The organism is Pseudomonas sp. TE36184, from assembly GCF_054060055.1.
On record NZ_JBSSCU010000001.1, the window covers coordinates 160,203 to 183,942 of the forward strand.

The following is a 23,740-nucleotide window of genomic DNA, read 5'->3' on the forward strand; positions in this document are numbered from 1 at the left end:
TTCAAATCAGCGGGTCCCAGCGTTGCGACCAGTCGCTTTCCGCCTTGACCACACCGCGCAGCAACTCCAGCGCCTGCTGCAACACGGCCGAATCCCGCGCCCGTGAGTACACCAGGAACGTCGGGAAGCTGAACTCCGGCGCCTTGGGCGCGCGTTGCATCACGCCGCTGTCGAGGTAGCTTTGCACCACTCGGGTACGGAAATACCCGGCACCGCCGTTCTCCAGAATGTACTGCAGCGCCAAGGGCCCGAGGTTGAAACTCAGCGCGGCGCGGGCCTTGTCGGGCAGCGCGGCGTCATGCTGCTGGCGAAACCCCGGGCCCCAGTCGATATACACATACGGGCCCGGCTTGCTCACCAGTTGCACCAGGATCAGCTTTTCTTCCAGCACCTGCTCCACCTGCAAACCCGGCCAGTACTGCGGCTGGAACACCAGCGCGGCGTCGAGCACACCCAGTTCCAATTGGCGCAGCAGGTATTCGCCCTCACGGATTTCCGTGCGCAGCGCATAGCCTGGGATATGTTCGCGCAAGGCCTGGGCCCAGCCGAGCATCAACGGGTTACACAGGCTGACCTCACCGCCGATATGCAGCACATTGCGATAGCCCTCGGGCAATGGCAGGTCGCGGCGCGCGGCTTCCCAGGTTTGCAGCAACTGGTTGGCGTACACCACAAAGGCCTCGCCGTCGGCGGTCAGCCGCGCACCGGCGCGGTTGCGCACAAACAGCGTGCTGTCCAGCTGGCTTTCGAGGTTCTTCACGCGTGCGGTGATGGCGGTTTGGGTGACGTGCAGTTTCTCGGCCGCCGCGGCCAGGCTGCCGCAGCGGGTGATTTCGAGGAAAGTGCGTGCCAGTTCGATGTCCATGAAGCCCCCGGGGATGATTGGGGGCCTATTGTAGTGGAATGCGCTCAAGAACTGTGGGAGGGGGCTTGCTCCCGATGGGGGTGTGCCAGAACCCGATCAGTCAACTGACACACTGCAATCGGGAGCAAGCCCCTCGCACCGTTGGGTTGGATCTACGCTGTTCCGGTGATCGGGGCTGGCAGGGGGGCGGTAGGGAATGCCTTTGCATATGCCTGGCAAACCCGCAACACCGTCTCATCGGCAAACCGCGCCGCCACCACGTGCAACCCCACCGGCAAGCCATTCGCCGCCAACCCGCACGGCACCGACGCTGCCGGTTGCTGGGTCAGGTTGAAGGGGTAGGTGAACGGTGTCCACTCCATCCATTCCTGCATCCCGGAGCCTGGCGGCACGTTGTGTCCGGCCTCGAACGCGGTGATCGGCATCATCGGCGACACCAGCACATCGTAGTGTTCATGGAATGCCGCCATCCGCGCCACCAGGGCTGCCCGTGCTTCCAGGGCCGCGCTGAAATCGTCCAGGCTCAGGCCCTCACCGCGTTGCGCGATACGCAGCAGGCCGGGGTCGAGCAGCTGTTTTTGCGCCGCGCTCATCGGGCCGGTCAGGCGGGCCGCGCCGGCCGCCCACAAGGTGTTGAACACCTCCTGCGGGTCGCTGAAACCCGGGTCGATCTGTTCGACATGGGCGCCCAACTGCACCAGGTCGGCCACAGCCCGGGCGACCACTTTGGCCACCTGCGGGTCGACATCGACGTAGCCGAAGGTGGGGCTGTAGGCAATGCGCAGGCCCTTCAAATCCACGGTCTCCGACAACCAGGGCGTGGTCCTTGGCGCGCCAATCAAGCCGTCTCGCGCATCCGGTTGTGCGACGGTTTGCAGCATCAAGACGCTGTCTTCCACGGTGCGGGTCATCGGCCCCAGGTGCGACAGGATCGTCATCGAACTGGCCGGCCACTGCGGCACATAGCCGAAGGTCGGCTTGATCCCGAAGGTGCCGGTAAACGCACAGGGAATGCGGATCGAGCCGCCGGCATCGCTGCCTTGGTGCAACACCCCCAGGTTCAGCGCAGCCGCCGCGCCCGCGCCGCCGGAGGAACCGCCGGTGGTCATGCGCGTGTCCCACGGGTTGCGGGTGATGCCGTACAGCGGGTTGTCGGTGACGCCTTTCCAGCCGAATTCCGGGGTGGTGGTCTTGCCCAGCAGCACCGCACCGGCCTTGCGCATAAACGCCGGGAAGGGCGCGTCCACGTCCCACGGGCCCTCGGCCGAAGAGGTGCGCGAGCCCTTGCGCGTGGGCATGCCGAGGGTCAGCGTGAGGTCCTTGATCGACGCCGGTACGCCATCCAGCGCACCGCAGGGTGCGCCTTTCAACCAGCGCGCTTGCGAGGCGCGTGCGGCGTTGAGTGCGCCCTCGGCATCGACATGGCAATAGGCATTGACCAGCGGGTTATAGCGCTCGATGCGCAACAGCGCGTCTTCGGTGACTTCCACCGGCGACAAGCTCTTGTCACGAAAATGCTGCAGCAGTTGCACCGCCGTCAGTTGGCCGATCTCACTCATGCCTGATCCCCCTGTGCCGCATTGACCATGGCGCGCAGCAACACCGCGCAACCTGCCGCCAGATCATCTGGTGCGGCGTTCTCGATTTCGTTGTGGCTGATGCCGCCTTCGCATGGCACAAAAATCATCCCGGCCGGGCCCAGTTCGGCGACGAAAATCGCGTCGTGCCCGGCGCCGCTGACGATGTCCATATGACTCAGGCCCAAGGCGTCGGCGGCGTCGCGCACGGCGTTGACGCAGGCCGGGTGGAAGTCCAGCGGCGGGAAGTCGGCGGTAGCGGTCAACTCGAACGTCAGGCCGTGGCGTGCGGCGCTGGCTTCGATCACGCTGCGCACTTCATCGACCATGGCCTGCAGCTTGTCGGCATGCAGATGGCGCAGGTCGATGGTCATCTGGACCTGGCCCGGAATCACATTGCGCGAGCCGGGGCGCAGGCTCAGGCAGCCGACCGTGCCGCAGGCGTGGGGTTGCTGTTGATGTGCGATGCGGTTGACCGCGCTGACCACCTCGGCGGCGCCGACCAGGGCGTCCTTGCGCAGGTGCATCGGCGTCGGGCCGGCGTGGGCTTCGACGCCGGTGAGGGTCAGGTCGAACCACTTCTGGCCCAGGCAGCCCATCACCACGCCGATGGTGGTGGCGCGGTCTTCCAGCACCGGGCCTTGTTCGATATGCGCCTCGAAATACGCACCGACTGGATGGCCGAGCACCGCACGCGAACCGGCATAACCGATGCGCCGCAATTCCGCGCCCACCGACAGGCCCTGGTCGTCCTGCTTGTCCAAGGTGTCCTGCAAGTCGAACTTCCCGGCGAACACCCCGGACCCCATCATGCACGGCGGGAAGCGCGAGCCTTCTTCATTGGTCCATACCACCACCTCGATCGGCGCTTCGGTCTCGATCTTCAAATCATTGAGGGTGCGGATCACTTCCAGGCCGGCCATCACCCCGAAGCAACCGTCGAACTTGCCGCCGGTGGGCTGGGTGTCGATGTGGCTGCCGGTCATCACCGGCGGCAGGGCGGGATTGCGCCCTGGGCGCCGGGCAAAAATATTGCCGATGGCGTCGACGCTGACGCTGCACCCGGCCGCCTCGCACCACTGCACGAACAGGTCGCGGGCCTGGCGGTCGAGGTCGGTGAGGGCCAGACGGCACACGCCGCCTTTGACGGTGGCGCCGAGTCGGGCCAGGTCCATCAGCGATTGCCACAGGCGGTCGCGGTTGATCAGCGGGGCGTTGCTCTGGAGCGGTTGTGCAAAGCTATTCATCTTCGAACTCCGGTCAGGCACTCAGGGCCAGGTAGCGGTTCTTGATCGTCGGGTCGGCGCGGAAGGCTTGCGCGCTGCCCTCGTACACCACGCGGCCCTGTTCGAGCACGTAATGGCGGTCGGCGAGCTTGTCGCAGACCATCAGGTTCTGTTCCACCAGCAGCACCGGCAGGCCGTCGTCCTTGACCTTGCGCAGGATCTTCACCAACTCGTCGACGATCACCGGGGCCAGGCCTTCGGTGGGTTCGTCGAGGATCAGCAGCTTGGGATCGTTGAGCAGGGCGCGGGCGATGGCGAGCATCTGTTGCTCACCGCCGGAGAGCGCGTGGCCGGCGTTTTTGCGTCGCTCCTTGAGGCGCGGGAACATGCCGTAGACGTCTTCGAGTTGCCAGCGGCTGCTCTTGCGTGCGGCGATGCGCAGGTTTTCCTCGACGGTGAGCAGGCGGAAGATCCCGCGGTTCTCCGGTACCAACGCCAACCCCTGGCGTGCGATTTCAAAGATCTTCTGGCCCACCAGCCCCTGGCCGTTGAAGTGGATCTGGCCCTGGCGCGGGCAGATGATGCCGAGGATGCTGCGCAGCGTGGTGGTCTTGCCGGCGCCGTTGCGGCCGAGCAGGGTCACCAGTTCGCCGGGGTTGACGGTCAGCGATACGCCTTCGAGCACGTGGCTCTTGTCATAGTAGGAATGGATATTCTCGACGATCAGCATCAGGCAGCCTCCCCAAGATAAGCCGTTCGCACACGTTCATCGGCGCGCACGAACTCCGGCGTGCCTTCCACCAGGATCTGGCCGTGGCTCATCACCGTGATGCGCTGGCTGATGGACATGACGATGCTCATGTTGTGTTCGATCAGCAGCACCGTGTGGTCGCGGCCCAGGTCGCTGATCAGTTGAGTCATGATCGGGATGTCATCGATGCCCATGCCCGAGGTGGGCTCGTCGAGCATCAACAGTTTCGGCTTGGAACAGATCGACATGCCCACCTCCAGCACCCGTTGCTGGCCATGGGACAACTCGCCGGCCAGGGTCGCGGCGCGGGCCGTGAGTTGCAGGCGTTCGAGCACCTGGTCGGCCATCTCCAGGTGTTCGCGCTTGCTCTCGACCCGACGCCAGAAATTCAAGGCACGCGCACCGTCGCGACCTTGGGCGGCCAGGCGCAGGTTTTCGCGCACGCTGAGGTTCTGGAACAGGCTGGTGAGCTGGAACGAACGCGCCATACCGAGGCCGACGCGGGCGTGGGCCGGTTTGCGCATCAGTGGCTGGCCGTCGAAATGGATCGCACCGGCGGTGGCCTGGCGTTCGCCGGTCAGGCAGTGGAACAGGCTGGTCTTGCCCGCGCCGTTGGGGCCGATGATGGTGTGGATGGTGCCGGCCGCGACCTTCAGGTTGACGCCGTTGACCGCATGGAACGCGCCATAGGCCAGCTCCAGGTTCTTGGTTTCCAACAGGATGCTCATAGCCCTTGCTCCTTGGCGACGACGACGGCCTTGCGGCGGCCGCGCACTTTCTCGAACAGCGACGCCAGGCCGCCCCACAAACCACCGCGCATGAAGATCACCACCAGGATCAGGATCATCCCCAGCAGCATCAGCCAGCGCGGCCACAGGTCGGAGAGGAAATCCCCCAGCAGCACGATGGAACCGGCGCCCAGCAACGAACCGAACAGCGAGCCGGTGCCGCCGACGATGGTCATGATCAGGATGTTCTCGGACATCGCCAGGTCGATATTCGACAGCGGCACAAAGTGCAGCAACATGGCGTACAGCGCCCCGGCAATCCCGGTGACCGCGCCGGACAGCACGAACACCAGGATCTTGAAGTGGCGCGTGTCATAGCCGATGGCCGAGGCACGGGTTTCGTTTTCGCGGATCGCCATCAGCGTGCTGCCGAATGGCGAGGCGATGACGCGGCGTGCGCCGATAAAGATCAGCAGGAACAGCACCGCGACAAAACCGTAGAACGCGCGGGCGTCGGCCAACGACAGCAACACGCTGTCGCCGATGCGGATCTCCGGGCGCGGCACGCTGAGCAGACCGTTGTCGCCGCCGGTCCAGTCGCTCAGGGTGTAGGCGACGAAATACGCCATCTGGCTGAACGCGAGCGTCAGCATGACGAAGTAGATGCCGGTGCGGCGGATCGCCAGGGCACCCACCAGCAGCGCCAGAAAGCCGCCGGCCACGGCAGCGCCGAGCAGTGCGCTGAACAGACCCAGTTGCAGGTGGATCATCAGCAGCGCCGCGCAGTACGCACCGGCCCCGAAGAAGATGCCTTGGCCGAACGACAACAGCCCGGTGTAGCCGAGCAACAGGTTGCAGGCCAGGGCGGCCATGGCAAAGATCAGGATCTCGCTGGCCAGGGTCGCCGAGGGCAGGACCAGCGGCAGGCCGATCAGCACTGCCAGCACCCACAGCAACATCGCTTTGGATTGGGTCTTGGCGAACGGCAGGGGATTTTTCTCGCTCATGTCAGGCTCTCCCGAACAGGCCGTAGGGGCGGACCAGAATCACCACGGCCATCGCGCCGTAGATCATCAGGCTCGCACCCTGGGGCCAGAGTGTGGTCATCAGGCTTTGCACCACGCCCACCAGCAAACCGCCGACCAGCGCGCCGCTGAACGAGCCCATGCCGCCGATGACGACAACCACGAAGGCGATCCCGAGAATTTCCGGGCCGACAAAGGGCTGGGCACCGCGCAACGGCGCGAACAGTACGCCGGCCATGCCGGCCAGGCCGACGCCGAGGGCAAAGGTCATGGAGAACAGGCGGAAGATATTCGTGCCCAGCAGCGACACGGTTTCGGTGCTCTCGCTGCCGGCGCGCACCAGTGCGCCGAAGCGCGTGCGTTCCAGTAGCAGCCACAGGCCCAGGCCCACCAGCCCGGAAAATACGATGAGGAACAGGCGGTAATAGGGATAGACGAAATCGCCCAGCACCAGCACCCCGCGCAGCAGTTCCGGCACGGCGACGCTTTTGCCCACCGGGCCCCAGATCATCACGCTGGCTTCCTGGATGATCAGCGCGATCCCCAGCGTCACCAGGATCTGGAACATGTGCGGCAAGTGATAAATCCGCTGGATCAGCAAGCGCTCGATCACCCACGCCAACGCGGCCACCACCAGCGGTGCCAGCAGCAGCGCCAGCCAGAAGCTGCCGGTGAGGCTCACGGCGGTGTAGCAGATGTAGGCGCCCAGCAGGAAGAACGCGCCGTGGGCGAAGTTGACGAAGTTGAGCAGGCCGAAAATGATCGTCAGCCCGACCGCGATCAGGAAGTAGATCATCCCCAGGCCAAGGCCATTGAGTATCTGGAACAGGTAAAGATTGAGCATGCAGGAACCCTCGGCAGGAAGCCGCTCGCGCGGCCCTGCGGTGCAAATAGTCAGGGGGTCAGCCGAGCGTGCAGCCCGTGGCCTCGACCGGCGGGAATGACTGGCCGGCGCTGAGCACCTTGGCCAGGTCGTCCTTGTCGGCCATGTCGGCGGCGGCCTTGCCGATCAGCAGGTAGTAATCCTTGATCACCTGGTGGTCGCCGGCACGGATCGACTCCTTGCCGGTGGGGCCCTCGAAACTCAGGCCCTGCATGGCCTTGGCCACGGTCGGCCCGTCGAAGCTGCCGGTGGCGATGATGGTGTCCAGCATGACCTTGGTGCTGATGTAGTCGGCGGCCAGCGGGTAAGTGGGGTTGATGCCGTACTTGGCCTGGGTCAGCTTGACCAGTTCGCGGTTGAGCGGGCTGTCGACCTGGTGCCAGTACTGCGCGCCGAGGTACACGCCTTCGAGCACATCGCTGCCCAGTTCCTGGAACTGGTCGAGGCCGGCAGACCACACCAGCAGCACTTTCATGCGCTCCTTGATGCCGAAGTTGACCGCCTGGCGCAGGGTGTTGGACGACTGGCTGCCGAAGTTGAGCAGCACCAGCACGTCGGGCTTGGTGGCGATGGCGTTGGTCAGGTAGCCGGAGAATTCCTGCTCCTGCAGCGAGTGGTAGCTGTTGCCGACGTGTTCCAGGCCATGTTCCTTGAGCACGTTTTTGGCGCCCTCGAGCAAGGCTTCGCCGAACACGTATTGCGGGGTGATGGTGTACCAGCGCTTGGCGTCCGGCAGCAGCTTGATCAGCGGCACCAGGGTTTCGCGGATCGCGCCGTAGGTCGGCACCGACCAGCGGAAGGTCGCGTGGTTGCAGTCTTTGCCGGTGACTTCATCGGCGCCCACCGGGGTCATGAACACGCCGCCGGCCTTGTCGACTTCCTTGGCCACCGCCAGCGCCGACGACGACAGGGTGCAGCCCTGGAAGAACCGCGCGCCGTCCTGCGCAATCGCTTCCTGCACCTTGCGCACCGCCTTGCCCGCGTTGCCTTCGGTGTCGATGACCTTGTAGTTCAGCGGGCGCCCAAGAATCTCGGGGTGCTGCGCCACCGCCAGGCGCGAACCCATGTCGGCGAACTTGCCATAACTGGCAAAGGCGCCAGACATGGACTTGAGGCCGTAAAAGGTAAAAGGCTCGGCGGCGAATGCCGAGCGCACGCTCAGCGGCAGGCTGAGGGCGGAGGCGAGGGTGAGGCTGGCTTTCAATAACGTACGACGCTGCATGGGGTGACTCCCTGGTTTAGTTATTGGCAGGAGCGGCAAGGGCGATACGGTGGAGCAGGGCCTGTGGGCAGGCATTTTTTTATTGGGGTAACGCAGTGTGCGGGTTGGAATGCAGTCAACTGTGGGAGGGGCGGTGCGACGATTTGACTTGCTCCCGATAGCGGTGTGTCAGTCGATATAACGGTGACTGTGCCGGCCTCATCGGGAGCAAGCTCCCTCCCACATTGGATCTGGGGTGTTCTTAAGAGTGATCGAACTCCAGTAGAAAATGCGGGCTGACCTGGCCTTCGAGCGCGGTCATATGGTGTTCGGCGTCGCACATGTGTTCATGCATCAGGCTGCGCACCGCGCTTTCATCGCCGGCGCGAAAGGCGCTCAACAGTTGCTTGTGATAGTCGAGGTTGGCCGCGTCGAACTGCTTGCGCTTGGGCTTGTAGGCTTTTTTCAGCACCACCAGGTCGCGCAGCAGGTCGTTGAGAAATTGCGCCGTAAAGCTCAGCAGCGGGTTGGGGCAGGCCTTGGCGAGCAGGTTGTGGAACTCCAGTTCCGCCAGGCGTTGTTCGCGCTGGCCGGCCTCGCTGTCTTCCGGCGCGCTGCAAAAATCCACGTTGGCCTGCAGCGCCTGGTAGTCGTCTTCGCTCAGGCGCCCGAGCACCGACACCGCCAGTTCCACTTCGATGACCTTGCGCAACTGGTACACCTGTTCGCCATCCAGGTGCTGGAAGTGCAGGTAGTTGCGCAGTGCGCGGCTGGCCGGTTCGGTGCCGGCCTGGTTCAGGTAGGCTCCGCCACTCGGGCCGGTGCGCGTGCTGACCAGGCCTTCGACTTCCAGGGCCTTGAGCGCTTCGCGTGCCGAGCCCTTGGAGCACTGGAAGCTTTCCATCAGCTCGCGCTCGGTGGGCAGGCGGTCGCCGGGCTTCAAGGCGTCGGTGACGATGGAGCGCTTGACCGACTCGACAATCACGTCGGACAGCTTCTGGCGTTTGCGTCGTAGCGGGCGAGTGAGCATGGGGTCTATTTATCGTATTAATGCGGATAAATAGCACTTAATAACGATTGGGCCGTAGCGTCAACGCAGGGTGTCGTTTCTGGTGTGGAAAGGTCGCAAACGGAGACTCATTGCACAGTGGCATCCGTACACACCGTCGAGCGCGGCGGTTTGTTCCCATGCATCAGATAATCGCCCACCCACTGGTTCACACAGGCACTCACGCCGCTGAACGAAACCCCGTGGGCATAGGCGTTCTTCAGTTGTACGCGGCTCGCCGGGAAGGTGCGCTCGAAGGCCCAGGCGGCGCCGGTGGACGGGGTTTGGTCGTCGAACTCGGCCTGGACCATCAGCAGACTGTCGAGCCGGGCGAGTTCCTTGTACGGCAAGCCCCGGCTGTGTTTTTGTGGCCAGGTGGTGCATTGGCGCGCCTCGAGGGCGCTGCCGGCGACCGGGTACTTGGCGAGCGATTCGGTTTCTTTCTGCTGCCAGAGGTCTTCGTTGGAGTAGGTCGAGTCATTGCACAGGATCGCGGTTTTGACCGAGTCGGCGGCCGACATGCGCAACGGCCCGGGCTTGGGCACGTTGGCCTGCAAGGGTTCGCGCACGCGTTGCAGTAGCAGGCTGAACATCGACTTGGCGCGCTCTTCGATCACCGGGTCGGGGCTGAAGCGGTGCGCGCGGGCACGCGTTTCCAGCGCCAGGTCGTCGCCGTCGGGAGTGTCCCGCAGCCAGCGACTGAGCACGTGGGCGCCCATCAGGCCGGCGGGGTCGCTGTAGAAACGGTTGCTGGAACGCAGCGCGGTACGCACGCTGGGCAGCAGTTCCATGAACACACGGCGCACGGCGGCCGGCGTGTCGCCCAGCTGATACACCCCAGGGTCGAGGGCGGCGGCCTGGGCCACGAAGCGCTCGAAAATCTTCTCCTTTTCGCTGGCGACGATCACGCTGGCGTGCTCGAACGTTGAGGTCCAGTTGATGTTCGAGTCGAGCACCATGCGCCCCACGTTCGCCGGAAACAGGCCGCCGTACCAGGCGCCGAGCCAGGTGCCGTAGGCGTTGCCCAGGTAGTTGAACTGCAACTCGCCCAATTGCTTGCGCACAAATTCCAGGTCGCGGGCGGTTTGCTCGGTGGTGATGTAAGGCGTCAGCGGGTGGCTGGCGCAGGCTTGGGCGATCAACCGCGCATTCTGGCGCGCGGCGGCGAGGTTGGCCGCGCTGCGGTCTTCGCTGACGTCCGCTTGCGGCACGATCCGCGCGTCGGAGCGGCATTCCAGGCGTGAGCCCGGCAGCCGGCCCAGGCCCCGCGGGGTGACTTCGATCACATCATAGGTATCGGCCAACTGGCGGTAAGTGTCGCCCCAGTCGGGTTGCCGGGCGTAGTGCTTCCAGACGGTGGCCAGGTGTACGGCGAAGGCGCCGCCGGCGTCGAGCCCGGGCCCCCCCGGGTTGGCGAATATCGCGCCCTGGCGTGACAGCGGCAGTTTGGCGCCGACGCGGGTGATGTCGAAGCTGATGCGACCACGCTCTGGCGCCCCATGGTCCAGGGGCGCGGTGACGATGCCGCATTGGGTGCGTTCGATGACTTCCGGGTCCAGGCGTTCGAGCGCCGGCTGCGGGCAGTCCAGGAACCATTCGATGCCGAACGGCGAGCGCGGCGTTTCAGCGTAAGCGCCGGTGGGCGCCAGGGCTGCGACCAGCACCAGGCAACGGTAGGTGATTGCGCTTGCAGCTGGAAGGGGGTTCATCAGCGATCCTGGCCTGTCGTGTGAGAAAAAGAAGCCACTGTTGTGGCTGCTCATTCGGGACGACTTTTTTACCAAGGACCGTGGGGGGAAAAATGTAGGAGGACAAAACGGCGAGTGTACGAAATGCGACTTTCGTTTATCGGATGTCGGATTCCCAGCCGCCGCCCAAAGCTTTGTACAAGGCGATACTGGCTTGCAGGCGCGACAAGCGCAGTTGCACATTCAGGTCCTGGGCCGTGTACAGGGTGCGCTGGCTGTCCAGCACGCTCAGCCAGTCTTCGGCGCCCGCCTGGTAGCGGCTTTCGGCGATGCGCAAGGCGTTCTGCGCCGCCTGCAGCTCTTGCGTTTGCCATTGGCGCTGCTGGTCCAGGCGTGTGATGTTGCTGAGGGCTTTTTCCACATCGGCGAAACCGTTGATGATCGCCCCGCGATAGGTCTGCAGCAGCTCGTCCTGGCGCGCGCGGGCCTTGTCCCGTTCGGCGGTTAAACGGCCGTTGTTGAAGATCGGTGCGACCAGGCCGCCCGTCAGCGTGTAATACGGGCTGCGCAGGATCTCCACGGCTTTGCCGGCGTCGGAGCCGAAGGTCGCGCCGAGCGTCACCGCAGGCAGCATGGCCGCGCGGGCGACGCGAACATCCGCTTGCGCCGCCGCCAGTTCGGCCTCGGCCTTGGCCAGGTCGGGACGCTGGCTCAGCAGTTGGCTGGGCACGCCCGGGCCGATGCGCGGCCAGGTGAGGGCCTGGAAGGGCTCGGTGCCCAGGTCCAACGCCTGGACCGGCTGGCCGAGGAGGGCGGCGAGGGTGATCCGCGACTCTTGCGCCAGTTGTTGAATCAGCGGCAATTGCCGTTGCTGGCTGGCGACCAGGCTTTGCTGCTGGGCCAGTTCCAGGGCCGTGGCGGAACCGGCGTCGTAGCGGGTCTGCACCAGTTCCAGCACATTGCGTGCATTCGCCAGGTTCAACTCGGCGATCTGCTCGCGCTGGCGTGCGGCGAGGGTTTGCGCGTAGCGGTCGGCGACGTTGCTGAGCAGGGTCAGTTCCACGGTAGCCTGGTCCGACGCGCTGGCCCGCAGGCTATGCAGGGCGCTGTCTCGCGCGGCCGTGCGGCCGCCCCAGAAATCCACTTCATAACTGGCGCTGAGGTTGGCGCCGAAGCTGTTGACCGTGTCATTGCTTTGCGTCGCGTCCAGGTCCGGCCCGCCCTGGCCGCGCAGTAACTTCTGATGGCTGGTGGACAGGTTGAACTTCACTTCCGGCAACAGCGGTGCGCCGGCGATCACTGCCGTGGCTTGGGCCTGGCGCACCCGTGCGACGGCGGCCGCCACGTCAAAACTGTCACGGCGCGCCTGTTCGATCAGGCGGTTCAGTTGCGGGCTGCCGAATTGCGTCCACCAGCGCTGGTTGTTGAGTTGGGCGGCGTCACGCTCGGCGTACTGCCAGGCGGTCGGTGCTGCCACGCCGCTGTCGACGGCGGGCAGGCTGGCGGCGCAGGCATTGAGCAGCAGGCACAGGCCGAGTACGCACACAGGGGGGGCGGGGGATCGTTTATTCACTGGTCAACGCCTTAACCGGATCGAGCCGGGCAGCTTTACGGGCCGGCATAAAGCCGAATACGACGCCAGTGACCAGTGCGCAGCCAAACGCGCCGAGCACCGCCACCAGGGAAAACTGCACCGCGACCTTGGCCAGCATCAGTACGCCGCCGACCAGCAGCGCCAGGCCGATACCGCACAGGCCGCCAACCACCGAGAGCATCAGCGCCTCGGTCAGGAACTGGCGCAGGATGTCGCGCTGGCGCGCGCCGGTGGCCATGCGGATACCGATTTCGCGGGTGCGTTCGCGCACGGTCATCAACATGATGTTCATCACCCCGATGCCGCCCACCAGCAGCGAAATCGCGGCGATCGAACCGAGCATCAGCGACAGCGTGTTTTGCGTGCGCGCCTCGGCCTGGATCATTGCCGCGTTGTTGGTCAGTTGGTAGTCACGCTTGCCGTTATGCAGGCGCAGCATCAGTTGGTCGATGGCGTGTTCGGCTTCCCGCACCTTGCGCGCATCGGCGGCGGCAATCACCACGTATTCGGGGTTGTACGTGCCGAACAGGCGCACGCTGGCGGCGGTGTAGGGAATGGCCACGCGGTCGTCGCTGTCTTTGTTGCCGGAGCTGGAGCCCTTTTCCGCGAGCACGCCGATCACCTGGAAAGGCACGTTTTCGATGAGGATGTATTGGCCGATCGGGCTGACCTGCTTGAACAGTTTCTCGCGGATGCGGTGGCCGATCACCGCGACCGTGGCACCGGCGCGCTCGTCGGCTTCGGTGAAGTAACTGCCCTCGACCACCGGCCAGTTGAAGATCTGCGGAAAGTTGACGTCGTTGCCGCCCACATAGGCCAGGTAATCCAGGTTGCCGTAGCGGATGCCGGCGTCGCTGCCGTTGACCGGCATGATCCGCTTGATCTGCGGCAGCGTCGCCAATGCCGCGACATCGTTGAGGGTCACGATGCCCAGCGGCGTGCGCGGGTTGGGCGAGGAGCCGCTGAGGTAGAGGATGTTGGAGCCGAATGCGCCCATCTGAGCCATGACCTGGCGCTTGCTGCCTTCGCCCACCGCCAGCATCACCACCACCGAGGCCACGCCGATGATGATCCCGAGCAGGGTCAGGGCGGTGCGGAAGCGGTTGATCCACATCACGCGCCAGGCGGCCTGCACTGCGTCGAGCAGTTCGGCCTTCCACACGCCGTTGTGCTCGGTGCCTTCGGCCAGGCGCTGGCGCAGGTCGACGGCTTGCAGCGCCGCGCTGTCGGCGCTGGCCGGGCGGTGGCGGGTGCTGTCCGCCGAGTCGCTGATGATCAGGCCGTCGCGAATTTCGATGATGCGGTTGGCCCGCGCCGCCACGTCGCGGTCGTGGGTGATCAGGATCACCACGTGGCCCTGGCTCGCCAGTTCGTCGAGCAGGCGCATTACCTCGGCGCCGCTGTGGCTGTCGAGGGCGCCGGTGGGCTCGTCGGCGAGGATGATATGCCCGCCGTTCATCAGCGCGCGGGCGATGGAGACCCGTTGCTGCTGGCCGCCGGACAGTTGATGCGGACGGTTGCCGGTGCGGTCGGCCAGGCCCAGGCGCGTGAGCAGGGCCCTGGCGCGGGCGTGGCGTTCGGCGGCGCTGATGCCGGCGTAGATCGCCGGCATTTCGACGTTTTCCTGGGCCGACGCCGACGGGATCAAGTGGTAGCCCTGGAACACAAAGCCGAAGGCTTCGCGGCGCAGCCAGGCCAGTGCGTCGCTGTCCAGGTGCGCGACGTTTTCGCCGGCGAACAGGTAGTCGCCGGCGGTGGGGCGGTCGAGGCAGCCGAGGATGTTCATCAGTGTGGATTTGCCGGAACCCGAGGCGCCGACGATGGCGACGAATTCCCCGGCATGGATCGACAGGTCGACGCCGCGCAATACGTCGACCTGCGGGCTGTCGCCGCCGCCGTAGGATTTGCGGATGTGCTTGAGTTCGATCAGGGGCGTGCTCAATTCAACCCCCCGCTGCCGTCGCCCGGCCCGATCAGCAGGTGATCGCCTTCGCTGAGGCCTTCCAACACTTCGACGCGCAGGCGGTCGCTGATACCCAGGCGCACGACGCGCTCTTCGATGCGGCCGTTTTCCGCGACCACGCGGGCGGTCTGCCGGTCGGCGCTGGTGCTGTCTTGCAGGGCGGCGACCGGCGCGGTGAGCGCATCCTTGACCTGGCCGGCGACGAAAAACACTTGGGTGGTCATTTCGGCCATCAAGGCGTTGTCGCTGTTGTCCACGTCCAGCAGCACGGTGTACAGCACCACGCGGCCGCTGCCGCTCTTGTTCGAACTGCTGGGGCTGCCGCTGCCCTGGGTTTCGTTCAGCGGCTTGGGCGGGATCGGCAGGATCTGCCGCACGCTGCTGGTCCAGCGGCGGTTGCCGCCGCTGAGGGTGGTGAAATAGGCGGTCATACCGGGTTTGACGTGGCCGATATCGGCTTCCGAGACCTCGGCCCACACGGTCATCGGTGACAACTTGGCGATGCGCAGGATCAGCGGCGTTTGCTGCTGGGCATTGAGGGTCTGGCCGACCCGTGCGTCCACCGCCACCACGGTGCCGGTCATCGGCGCATAGATGCGCGTATAACCCAATTCCGCCTCGTCCCTGCGCAGGCTGGCCTGGGCCTGGAGAATCTGCGCCTGGAACATGTCGACCCGCGCCTGGGTGGCGCTCAGTTCGGACTTGGCGGTTTGCACGTCCTCTTCGCGGGTCGCGTTGCCGGCGGCCAGGCGCTGCTGGCGCTGGTACTTCTGGCGCGCCAGTGCGTGCTGGGCTTTCTGCTCCTGCAATTGGGCCTTGAGGTTTTCGATGGCGTAGCGGCTGGCGTCGAGCTTGGCTTTTTGCGTCGAGGGGTCGATCTCTACCAGCAACTGGCCTTCCTGCACCTGATCGCCGGCTTCGACATGGATCTTGCGGATCTGCCCGGACGCCTGGGCGCCCACATCCACATAGCGTCGCGGTTGCAGAGTGCCCAGGGCGGTGACGCTGTTTTCAATGTTGCCGCGGGTCACGGTAACGGTGGCCAGGCTGTCGCGCCCCGGCGGCTGCAATTGCCAGGCGGCGATGCCGATAACAGGGATCAGGCACGCCACAACCAGCAGGGCGTGTCGGGCAGGTCGAGGGCGTTTCATGGGTTGGTTCCAGCCAGGAAAGTTCGGACCGCAGTTGCGGGGGGCTGACAGTTAAACGAGAGCATGGCCCGAAGATTTAGGCTGTTTCACAAGTAGTTACAGTGCTGGCGAGTAAAAAAATTGCCCGCTGAAGCAAGTCTTCTTTAAAAGTAGATGAGAATTACTATAAATTGCACTTACCCAAACTGCCATCACTCATGGGCTGTCTTTTTAAGCATTCAAGGACCTAATACCGCCGTCAGGTGGTCGGGAGTCATGTTGGAAAACTACTATCGCGAGCTGGTGTGTTTCCTCAACGCCAAGCTGGGCAACCGCCAGGTGGCCGAAGATGTGGTGCATGACGCTTATGTGCGGGTGCTGGAACGCGCCAGTGACACCCCCATCGACCAGCCCCGCGCCTTTTTGTACCGTACCGCGCTGAACCTGGTGATCGACGGCCATCGACGCAACGCCTTGCGTCAGGTCGAGCCGCTGGAGGTGCTGGACGCCGAAGAGCGCTTCGCCAACGCTTCGCCCCACGCCACCCACGATCACACTCAGCGCCTGCAGATGCTCGAACGCGCCTTGGCCGAGTTGCCGGCGGTCTGCCGCGACAGCTTCCTGCTGCGCAAGCTCGACGGCCTGTCCCACGCGCAGATTGCCGAGCGCCTGGGGATTTCCCGCAGCCTGGTGGAAAAACACATCGTCAATGCGATGAAGCACTGCCGGGTGCGGATGCGCGAGTGGGACGCACCCTGAGCGTCGAGTGGTTAAATTTTAATTCATTGTCCTCGTTTCCTATCAACACATGACCTGTTGTGCAGGTCGTGAAGGTATTCCCGCCCCACCGCCAAGGGGCTTATCCAGAGGACACTGGAATGACACAGGCAATTGCTTCGCCCGCGGTTCACGACTTGATCGGTATCGGTTTCGGCCCTTCGAACCTGGCGCTGGCCATCGCCCTGCAGGAGCGCGAAAAGGCCCAGGGCAAACTGGACGTGCTGTTTCTCGACAAGCAGGCCGACTACCGTTGGCACGGCAATACCCTGGTGACCCAGAGCGAACTGCAGATTTCGTTCCTCAAGGACTTGGTGACCCTGCGCAACCCCACCAGCCCATATTCCTTCGTCAACTACCTGAAAGCCCACAACCGTCTGGTCGATTTCATCAACCTTGGCACATTCTATCCGTGCCGCATGGAGTTCAACGACTACCTGCGCTGGGTCGCCGGGCAGTTCCAGGCCCAGAGCCGCTACGGCGAGGAAGTGCTGGCCATCGAACCGATCCTGCATCAGCAGCAGGTTGAAGCACTGCGCGTGATTTCCCGCGATGCGTTGGGTGAACAGCATGTCCGCACCACCCGTTCGGTGGTGGTCAGCGCCGGCGGCACGCCGCGCGTGCCCGACGTGTTCAAGGCGTTCAGGGATGACCCCCGCGTGTTCCACCATTCCCAGTACCTGGCGCGCATGGCCCAGCAACCTTGCGTGCAGGGCAAGGCGATGCGTATCGCGGTGATCGGCGGCGGCCAGAGCGCGGCCGAAGCGTTCATCGATTTGAACGACGGTTTCCCGGCGGTACAAGTCGATATGATCCTCCGCGGCTCGGCGCTGAAACCGGCGGATGACAGCCCGTTCGTCAACGAAGTGTTTTCGCCGGCCTTTACCGACCTGGTGTTCCAGCAGGTCGGCGCCGAGCGTGAGCGGCTGATCGCCGAGTACCAGAACACCAACTATTCGGTGGTCGACCTGGAGTTGATCGAGCGCATCTATGGCATCTTCTATCGCCAGAAAGTCTCCGGCACCGCGCGCCAGGCCTTCCGCACCATGACCGTGGTCGAGAACGTCAGCGCTGGCCCGTTGGGCATCGAGTTGACCCTGCGCAATAACGCCAACGGCGAAACCAGCGTCAGCCATTACGACGCGGTGATCCTGGCCACCGGCTACGAGCGCCAGATGCATCGCGAGTTGCTGGCGCCGCTGCAGGCCTACATGAGCGACTTCGAAGTCAGCCGTGATTACCGCATCGTGACGGATGAGCGGTGCAAGGCCGGCATCTACATCCAGGGCTTCAGCCAGGCCAGCCATGGGTTGAGCGATACCTTGCTGTCGGTGCTGCCGATCCGGGCGGATGAGATTGCCGCATCGTTGTACGCGCATGATCGCCACCGTGGGCAGGGGCGTTCGGTGCAGGATTTGCTGCTTGCTACGGCGAGCTGATGAACGCTTGTAGCGACTTTTGGAGGCGGGGTAGAAAATGTGGGAGGGGGCTTGCCCCCGATGGCGGTGTATCAGTCAACTAATTTGTAGCTGACAGATTGCAATCGGGGGCAAGCCCCCTCCCACAATCTCGACCGTATTCGGCTTCCAGGATGTGGTCGGCTAATAAGGCCGCGCCCAAGAGCAGAATGAGCCCTATCTGATCCACGGAGATCCAAATGTGGGAGGGGGCTTGCCCCCGATGGCGGTGTATCAGTCAACTAATTGGTAGCTGACAGATTGCAATCGGGGGCAAGCCCCCTCCCACAATCTCGACCGCGTTCGGCTTCCAGGATGTGGTCGGCTATAAGGCCGCGGCCAAGAGCAGAATGAGCCCTATCTGATCCACGGAGATCCAAATGTGGGAGGGTGCTTGCCCCCGATGGCGGTGTATCAGTCAACTAATTTGTAGCTGACAGATTGCAATCGGGGGCAAGCCCCCTCCCACAATCTCGACCGCGTTCGGCTTCCAGGATGTGGTCGGCTATAAGGCCGCGGCCAAGAGCAGAATGAGCCCTATCTGATCCACGGAGATCCAAATGTGGGAGGGGGCTTGCCCCCGATGGCGGTGTATCAGTCAACTAATTTGTAGCTGACAGATTGCAATCGGGGGCAAGCCCCCTCCCACACTCTTGACCGTATTCGGCTTCCAGGATGTGGTCGGCTATAAGGCCGCGGCCAAGAGCAGAATGAGCCCTATCTGATCCACGGAGATCCAAATGTGGGAGGGGGCTTGCCCCCGATGGCGGTGTATCAGTCAACTAATTTGTAGCTGACAGATTGCAATCGGGGGCAAGCCCCCTCCCACAATCTCGACCGCGTTCGGCTTCCAGGATGTGGTCGGCTATAAGGCCGCGGCCAAGAGCAGAATGAGCCCTATCTGATCCACGGAGATCCAAATGTGGGAGGGGGCTTGCCCCCGATGGCGGTGTATCAGTCAACTAATTTGTAGCTGACAGATTGCAATCGGGGGCAAGCCCCCTCCCACACTCTCGACCGCGTTCGGCTTCCAGGATGTGGTCGGCTAATAAGGCCGCGCCCAAGAGCAGAATGAGCCCTATCTGATCCACGGAGATCCAAATGGGGGAGGGGGCTTGCCCCCGATGGCGGTGTATCAGTCAACTAATTTGTAGCTGACAGATTGCAATCGGGGGCAAGCCCCCTCCCACACTCTTGACCGCATTCGGCTTCCAGGATGTGGTCGGCTATAAGGCCGCGCCCAAGAGCAGAATGAGCCCTATCTGATCCACGGAGATCCAAATGTGGGAGGGGGCTTGCCCCCGATGGCGGTGTATCAGTCAACTAATTTGTAGCTGACAAATTGCAATCGGGGGCAAGCCCCCTCCCACACTCTTGACCGCGTTCGGCTTCCAGGATGTGGTCGGCTATAAGGCCGCGGCCAAGAGCAGAATGAGCCCTATCTGATCCACGGAGATCCAAATGTGGGAGGGGGCTTGCCCCCGATGGCGGTGTATCAGTCAACTAATTTGTAGCTGACAGATTGCAATCGGGGGCAAGCCCCCTCCCACAATCTCGACCGCGTTCGGCTTCCAGGATGTGGTCGGCTAATAAGGCCGCGCCCAAGAGCAGAATGAGCCCTATCTGATCCACGGAGATCCAAATGTGGGAGGGGGCTTGCCCCCGATGGCGGTGTATCAGTCAACTAATTTGTAGCTGACAGATTGCAATCGGGGGCAAGCCCCCTCCCACACTCTCGACCGCGTTCGGCTTCCAGGATGTGGTCGGCTAATAAGGCCGCGCCCAAGAGCAGAATGAGCCCTATCTGATCCACGGAGATCCAAATGTGGGAGGGGGCTTGCCCCCGATGGCGGTGTATCAGTCAACTAATTTGTAGCTGACAGATTGCAATCGGGGGCAAGCCCCCTCCCACATTTGATCTTCGGTGTCTGGGGGTCAGGCCAGTTCGGTGGCGGTGTTTTTGACTACCGCGAGTTCGGGGTGGGCCACCAATTTGTCGATGTGCAATTCATCGTTGTTCAACCAGGTCTCCGTCAGCACTCGGTAATGTTCCATATCCCGGCAACGCATGCGCAGGCTGTAGTCGAACGGCCCGCTGATCAACTGGCATTCGAACACCTGCGGGCAGGCTTTGACGCAGGCTTCGAAGGCCTTTTGCGCCGAGCGCCCGCTCTGGTTGGACAAGGCCACCAGCACCAGCAGCGACAGCCCCGGTGAGACCATCTGCACGTCGATGATCGCCCCGTACCCGCGGATCACCCCGCGCCGTTCGAGCTTGCGCACCCGTTCCAGGCAGGGCCTGGGGGTCAGATGCACCAGCGACGAGAGCTTCTCGTAGGTGATACGCCCCTGATGCCGCAGCACGTCGATGATCGCCTCATCGATGCGATCCAGCGCAGGGGAGGAATGGGGTCCGTTGGCCTTGGTATCCATGGGGTTCACTTCAAGCGGTTGGAAAGAAATTGCTGCAAGCGTTCGCTGTTGGGATGGTCGAGAATTTCGGCACCGCCTTGTTCTTCGACGCGGCCCTGGTGCAAAAACAGCACTTGGCTGGACACCTGGCGGGCAAAGCCCATTTCGTGGGTGACCATCAACATGGTACGACCTTCCTCAGCCAACGTCTGTATGACTTTGAGGACTTCTCCTACAAGCTCAGGGTCCAAGGCGGAGGTCGGTTCGTCGAACAGAATGATTTCCGGTTCCATCGCCAAGGCGCGGGCGATGGCGACGCGCTGCTGCTGGCCGCCGGACAGAAACGCCGGGTATTGATCCGCCACCCGGCCCGGCAAGCCGACCTTGTCCAGGTACAGCCGCGCACGTCGTTCCGCCTCGGCCGCATTCACGCCCAACACCCGGCGCGGGGCCATGGTGATGTTTTCCAGTACGGTCATGTGGCTCCACAGGTTGAAATGCTGGAACACCATGGCCAGGCGTGTGCGCAGGTTCTGCAGTTGCGCCTGGTGCGGTGCGCGGGTGCCAGCGCGGCCCTGGCGCATTTCGATGCTGATGCCGTCCAGGGTGATAACCCCGGCGTCCGGCTGTTCGAGAAAGTTGATGCAGCGCAGCATCGTGCTTTTGCCCGAGCCGCTGGCGCCGATCAGGCTGATCACATCGCCGTTGCGTGCGTTGAGGGAAACGCCCTTGAGCACTTCATGTTCGCCGTAGCGTTTGTGGATGCCTTCGACTTGCAGTTTGACCGCCGCCGTCGCCGCCTTGGCGATAGGGGCTGCGGATGTATCGATGGGATAAGTGGCCAGGGCCTGCGCGGACTGATTCATGGGTTAGCCTCGGGTAGGAACAAGAAAACGCATCCAGCGACGTTCGGCCAGTCGAAACAGGCCCACCAGTGCAAAGGACAGCAGCATGTAGAGCAGCGCGGCGATACCAAAGGCCTGGAACGTCAGGAACGTCTCGGCATTCGCATCGCGGGCCACCTTGAGGATGTCGGCGACGGTGGCGGTAAACGCCAGCGACGTGGCGTGCAGCATCAGGATCATTTCATTGCTGTAGGCCGGCAACGCACGGCGCAGCGCGGCGGGCACCACCACAAACAGGTTCAGTCGCCAGCCGTGCAGGCCATAGGCGCGTGCCGCTTCGATTTCGCCATGGGGAATGTTGCGGATCGCCCCGGCGAAGATTTCCACGGTGTAGGCACAGGTGTTGAGGACGAACGCCAGCAGCGTGCAGTTCAACGCGTTGCGGAAGAACTGGTTGAGCAGGGCGCTGTCCTGCACCACCTCCAGGCTGTACAGCCCGGTGTAGCAAATCAACAGTTGGATATACAGCGGCGTGCCGCGAAACAGGTAGGTGTACACCTCCACCGGCCAGCGCAGCCAGGCGTGTTCCGAGACGCGGGCGATCGCCAGGGGGATCGACAGGAAAAACCCGAACAGCACCGAGATGATGAACAACCACAGGGTCATCGCCACCCCGGACACACCCGCGCCGTCGCTGTACAGGTAGGCCAGGCCGTATTGCTGGAACAGTTCGATCATCGCGCCATCCCCTTGATGCCGAGGTTGTAGCGCCGTTCGAGGCGCTTGAAGATGCGGTTGGAGAGGGTGGTGATCACCAGGTACACCAGGCCCGCGAGGATCAGGAAGTACAGCGGCTCGTTGGTGGTCTTGCCGGCGTTCTGTGCGGCTTTGACCAGGTCGGACAGGCCGATGATCGACACCAGCGCCGTGGACTTGAGCAACACCAGCCAGTTATTGCCCAGCCCCGGCAGGGCGAAGCGCATCAACTGCGGGAACAGCACCAGGCGAAAGCGCTGCCAGCGGCTCAGGCCATAGGCGGTCGCGGCTTCCAGTTGACCGGCCGGCACGCTGAGGATCGCGCCGCGAAAGTTCTCGGTGAAATAGGCGCCGTAGATAAACCCCAGGGTGACCACCCCGGCGGTAAACGGGTCGATTTCAAAGTAGTTCCAGCCGAAGGCTTCGGTCAGGTCGTTCAGCCACAGTTGCAGGCTGTAGAAAATCAGCAGGATCAGCACCAGGTCCGGCACGCTGCGAATCAGCGTGGTGTAGAGCGTGGCCGGCACCCGCAGCAGTTTGACGCTGGAGAGTTTGGCGCCAGCGGCGATCAGGCCCAGGCCAAGGCTCAGGGCCAGTGCGAGGAACGCCAGCTTGACCGTCATCCAGGCGCCCTGGGCGAGCATCGGGCCGTAGCCCTGCAGGTTGAGGAATTCGTTCATGGGGAGATCTCTAAAGGGCGCAGACAGACCCCTGGGGGAGCGGGCTTTTGGGGGAGGGGGAGGGTGTATCAGTCGACACATGTACTGACTGAGCCGCCGCTATCGGGGGCAAGCCCCCTCCCACACAAGTCTTTTCCTGCAGGGTCGGTGTTGGCTTACTCGTTGTAGATGTCTTGATCGCCGAAGTATTTCTTCTGGATCTGGGCGTAGGTGCCATCGGCCTGGACGGCGGCGATGCCCTTGTTGATCAGCGCGCGCAGTTCCTGGTCGTTCTTGCGCAGGCCCATGGCGATGTCCAGGGGCAGCGTCGGGTCCTTGAAGGCCGGGCCGGTCTTGAAGTCGGCGCCTTCGGGCTTGGACAGGAAGTTGAGCTGAGCTTCGAGTTTGTCGGTCAGGGTGGCGTCGAGGCGGCCGTTTTGCAGGTCGGCGTAGTTCTGGTCCTGGGACTGGTACGCCTTGATCTGGGCGCCGAGCTTGGCCAGGTGCGCGCGGGCGTAGGCTTCCTGCAACGAGCCCTGCAGCACGCCGACCTGTTTACCCTTGAGGGATTCCGGCGTGTCGCCGAAGTCGGCGTTCTTGCGGGTGATCACCGAGGTGGGGCTGAGGAACAGGCGGTCGGTAAAGTCGATCTGTTTTTCCCGCGCCGGGGTCACGGCCATGGAGGACATGATCGCGTCGAACTTGCGCGCGCGCAGGGCGGGGATCATGCCGTCGAATTCGTTATGCACCCAGGTGCATTTGACTTCGAGCTTGGCGCAGATCGCGTTGCCCAGCTCGATATCGAAGCCTTGCAGGCTGCCATCGGCGGCGACGGACTCGAAGGGTGGGTATTCGGGGAATACGCCGAAGCGGATTTCTTTCCAGTCTTGGGCGTGGGCGGCGCTGGCGCACAGCGGCAATAGCAACGCAGCGAACAATGAGCGGAGTGGCGTCATGTGGAGTCCCTATATTTTGTAATTGATGTCAGGGCAGTCAAAGGAGCAGCGCGCATTCATTTGCTGACTCTTCGGTCGCGCTCAGAATGCTTCAAGGTGGTGCGTTTTTTGTGTCGTTTACCCCGTGCTCAAAGCGCGAATTGCGCTGTTAAAACAGGCAATGCAGCGGAATCGGCTGCGGCACCCGCTGAATCGGCTT

20 protein-coding genes are annotated in these 23,740 nt (G+C 63.5%); 2 read left to right on the plus strand and 18 right to left on the minus strand.

What is annotated here, in order from left to right; genetic code table 11:
• Position 1 precedes the first annotated feature (1 nt).
• The 13 genes from ACVWZP_RS00830 to ACVWZP_RS00890 form a co-directional block, all read right to left on the minus strand.
• Positions 2–865, minus strand: a complete 864-nt coding sequence (locus tag ACVWZP_RS00830) for a LysR family transcriptional regulator (protein ID WP_017847522.1) — start codon at positions 863–865, stop codon at positions 2–4.
• A gap of 152 nt (positions 866–1,017) precedes the next feature.
• Positions 1,018–2,424, minus strand: coding sequence for an amidase (locus ACVWZP_RS00835; protein ID WP_457369288.1), 1,407 nt, complete (start codon positions 2,422–2,424; stop codon positions 1,018–1,020).
• On the minus strand, positions 2,421–3,689 hold the full coding sequence (locus ACVWZP_RS00840; protein ID WP_046382790.1) for a Zn-dependent hydrolase: 1,269 nt from the start codon (positions 3,687–3,689) through the stop codon (positions 2,421–2,423). Before ACVWZP_RS00840 ends, ACVWZP_RS00835 begins: the two co-directional genes overlap by 4 nt.
• A gap of 13 nt (positions 3,690–3,702) precedes the next feature.
• Complete coding sequence (locus ACVWZP_RS00845) at positions 3,703–4,398, minus strand: ABC transporter ATP-binding protein (RefSeq protein ID WP_457369289.1); 696 nt, start codon at positions 4,396–4,398, stop codon at positions 3,703–3,705.
• On the minus strand, positions 4,398–5,147 hold the full coding sequence (locus tag ACVWZP_RS00850; protein WP_017847518.1) for an ABC transporter ATP-binding protein: 750 nt from the start codon (positions 5,145–5,147) through the stop codon (positions 4,398–4,400). Before ACVWZP_RS00850 ends, ACVWZP_RS00845 begins: the two co-directional genes overlap by 1 nt.
• Positions 5,144–6,154: a branched-chain amino acid ABC transporter permease gene (locus tag ACVWZP_RS00855; protein WP_017847517.1), complete on the minus strand. Its 1,011-nt coding sequence runs from the start codon at positions 6,152–6,154 to the stop codon at positions 5,144–5,146. Before ACVWZP_RS00855 ends, ACVWZP_RS00850 begins: the two co-directional genes overlap by 4 nt.
• 1 nt (position 6,155) lies before the next feature.
• Complete coding sequence (locus tag ACVWZP_RS00860) at positions 6,156–7,016, minus strand: branched-chain amino acid ABC transporter permease (RefSeq protein ID WP_046382793.1); 861 nt, start codon at positions 7,014–7,016, stop codon at positions 6,156–6,158.
• Between the two features lie 58 nt (positions 7,017–7,074).
• Positions 7,075–8,277 (minus strand): ABC transporter substrate-binding protein, encoded by a 1,203-nt coding sequence (locus ACVWZP_RS00865; protein WP_046382794.1) that lies wholly within the window; start codon positions 8,275–8,277, stop codon positions 7,075–7,077.
• A gap of 241 nt (positions 8,278–8,518) precedes the next feature.
• Positions 8,519–9,286, minus strand: coding sequence for a FadR/GntR family transcriptional regulator (locus ACVWZP_RS00870; RefSeq protein ID WP_046382795.1), 768 nt, complete (start codon positions 9,284–9,286; stop codon positions 8,519–8,521).
• A gap of 107 nt (positions 9,287–9,393) precedes the next feature.
• Positions 9,394–11,013 carry an alpha/beta fold hydrolase gene (locus tag ACVWZP_RS00875; RefSeq protein WP_177029502.1) on the minus strand — a complete coding sequence of 540 codons (1,620 nt, stop codon included), beginning with the start codon at positions 11,011–11,013 and terminating at the stop codon, positions 9,394–9,396.
• 136 nt (positions 11,014–11,149) lie between these two features.
• On the minus strand, positions 11,150–12,565 hold the full coding sequence (locus tag ACVWZP_RS00880) for an efflux transporter outer membrane subunit (protein ID WP_457369290.1): 1,416 nt from the start codon (positions 12,563–12,565) through the stop codon (positions 11,150–11,152).
• Positions 12,558–14,528, minus strand: coding sequence for a MacB family efflux pump subunit (locus ACVWZP_RS00885; protein WP_457369291.1), 1,971 nt, complete (start codon positions 14,526–14,528; stop codon positions 12,558–12,560). The genes ACVWZP_RS00880 and ACVWZP_RS00885 overlap by 8 nt, the downstream gene beginning before the upstream one ends.
• The gene (locus tag ACVWZP_RS00890; RefSeq protein WP_017847510.1) at positions 14,525–15,700 is read right to left on the minus strand and encodes an efflux RND transporter periplasmic adaptor subunit; all 1,176 of its coding nucleotides are present in this window, start codon (positions 15,698–15,700) and stop codon (positions 14,525–14,527) included. The genes ACVWZP_RS00885 and ACVWZP_RS00890 overlap by 4 nt, the downstream gene beginning before the upstream one ends.
• Positions 15,701–15,955: 255 nt before the next feature.
• On the opposite strand from ACVWZP_RS00890, the gene ACVWZP_RS00895 reads away from it, so the two are divergent.
• Together ACVWZP_RS00895 and ACVWZP_RS00900 are read left to right on the plus strand one after the other, a co-directional pair.
• Positions 15,956–16,438, plus strand: a complete 483-nt coding sequence (locus ACVWZP_RS00895) for a sigma-70 family RNA polymerase sigma factor (protein ID WP_017847509.1) — start codon at positions 15,956–15,958, stop codon at positions 16,436–16,438.
• A 119-nt stretch (positions 16,439–16,557) separates the two neighbouring features.
• On the plus strand, positions 16,558–17,895 hold the full coding sequence (locus ACVWZP_RS00900; RefSeq protein WP_128192401.1) for a lysine N(6)-hydroxylase/L-ornithine N(5)-oxygenase family protein: 1,338 nt from the start codon (positions 16,558–16,560) through the stop codon (positions 17,893–17,895).
• A gap of 1,953 nt (positions 17,896–19,848) precedes the next feature.
• On the opposite strand, the gene ACVWZP_RS00905 is transcribed toward ACVWZP_RS00900, so the two are convergent.
• From ACVWZP_RS00905 to ACVWZP_RS00925, 5 genes are all read right to left on the minus strand, one after another.
• On the minus strand, positions 19,849–20,346 hold the full coding sequence (locus ACVWZP_RS00905) for an Lrp/AsnC family transcriptional regulator (protein ID WP_029296543.1): 498 nt from the start codon (positions 20,344–20,346) through the stop codon (positions 19,849–19,851).
• 5 nt (positions 20,347–20,351) lie between these two features.
• The gene (locus ACVWZP_RS00910) at positions 20,352–21,191 is read right to left on the minus strand and encodes an ABC transporter ATP-binding protein (RefSeq protein ID WP_457369292.1); all 840 of its coding nucleotides are present in this window, start codon (positions 21,189–21,191) and stop codon (positions 20,352–20,354) included.
• A 3-nt stretch (positions 21,192–21,194) separates the two neighbouring features.
• Entirely contained in the window at positions 21,195–21,908 is a 714-nt protein-coding gene (locus tag ACVWZP_RS00915) for an ABC transporter permease (RefSeq protein ID WP_288078045.1), read from the minus strand.
• Positions 21,905–22,606 (minus strand): ABC transporter permease, encoded by a 702-nt coding sequence (locus ACVWZP_RS00920; RefSeq protein WP_057005601.1) that lies wholly within the window; start codon positions 22,604–22,606, stop codon positions 21,905–21,907. The genes ACVWZP_RS00915 and ACVWZP_RS00920 overlap by 4 nt, the downstream gene beginning before the upstream one ends.
• Before the next feature lie 155 nt (positions 22,607–22,761).
• The gene (locus tag ACVWZP_RS00925; RefSeq protein WP_046382800.1) at positions 22,762–23,541 is read right to left on the minus strand and encodes an ABC transporter substrate-binding protein; all 780 of its coding nucleotides are present in this window, start codon (positions 23,539–23,541) and stop codon (positions 22,762–22,764) included.
• Between the last annotated feature and the right edge of the window lie 199 nt (positions 23,542–23,740).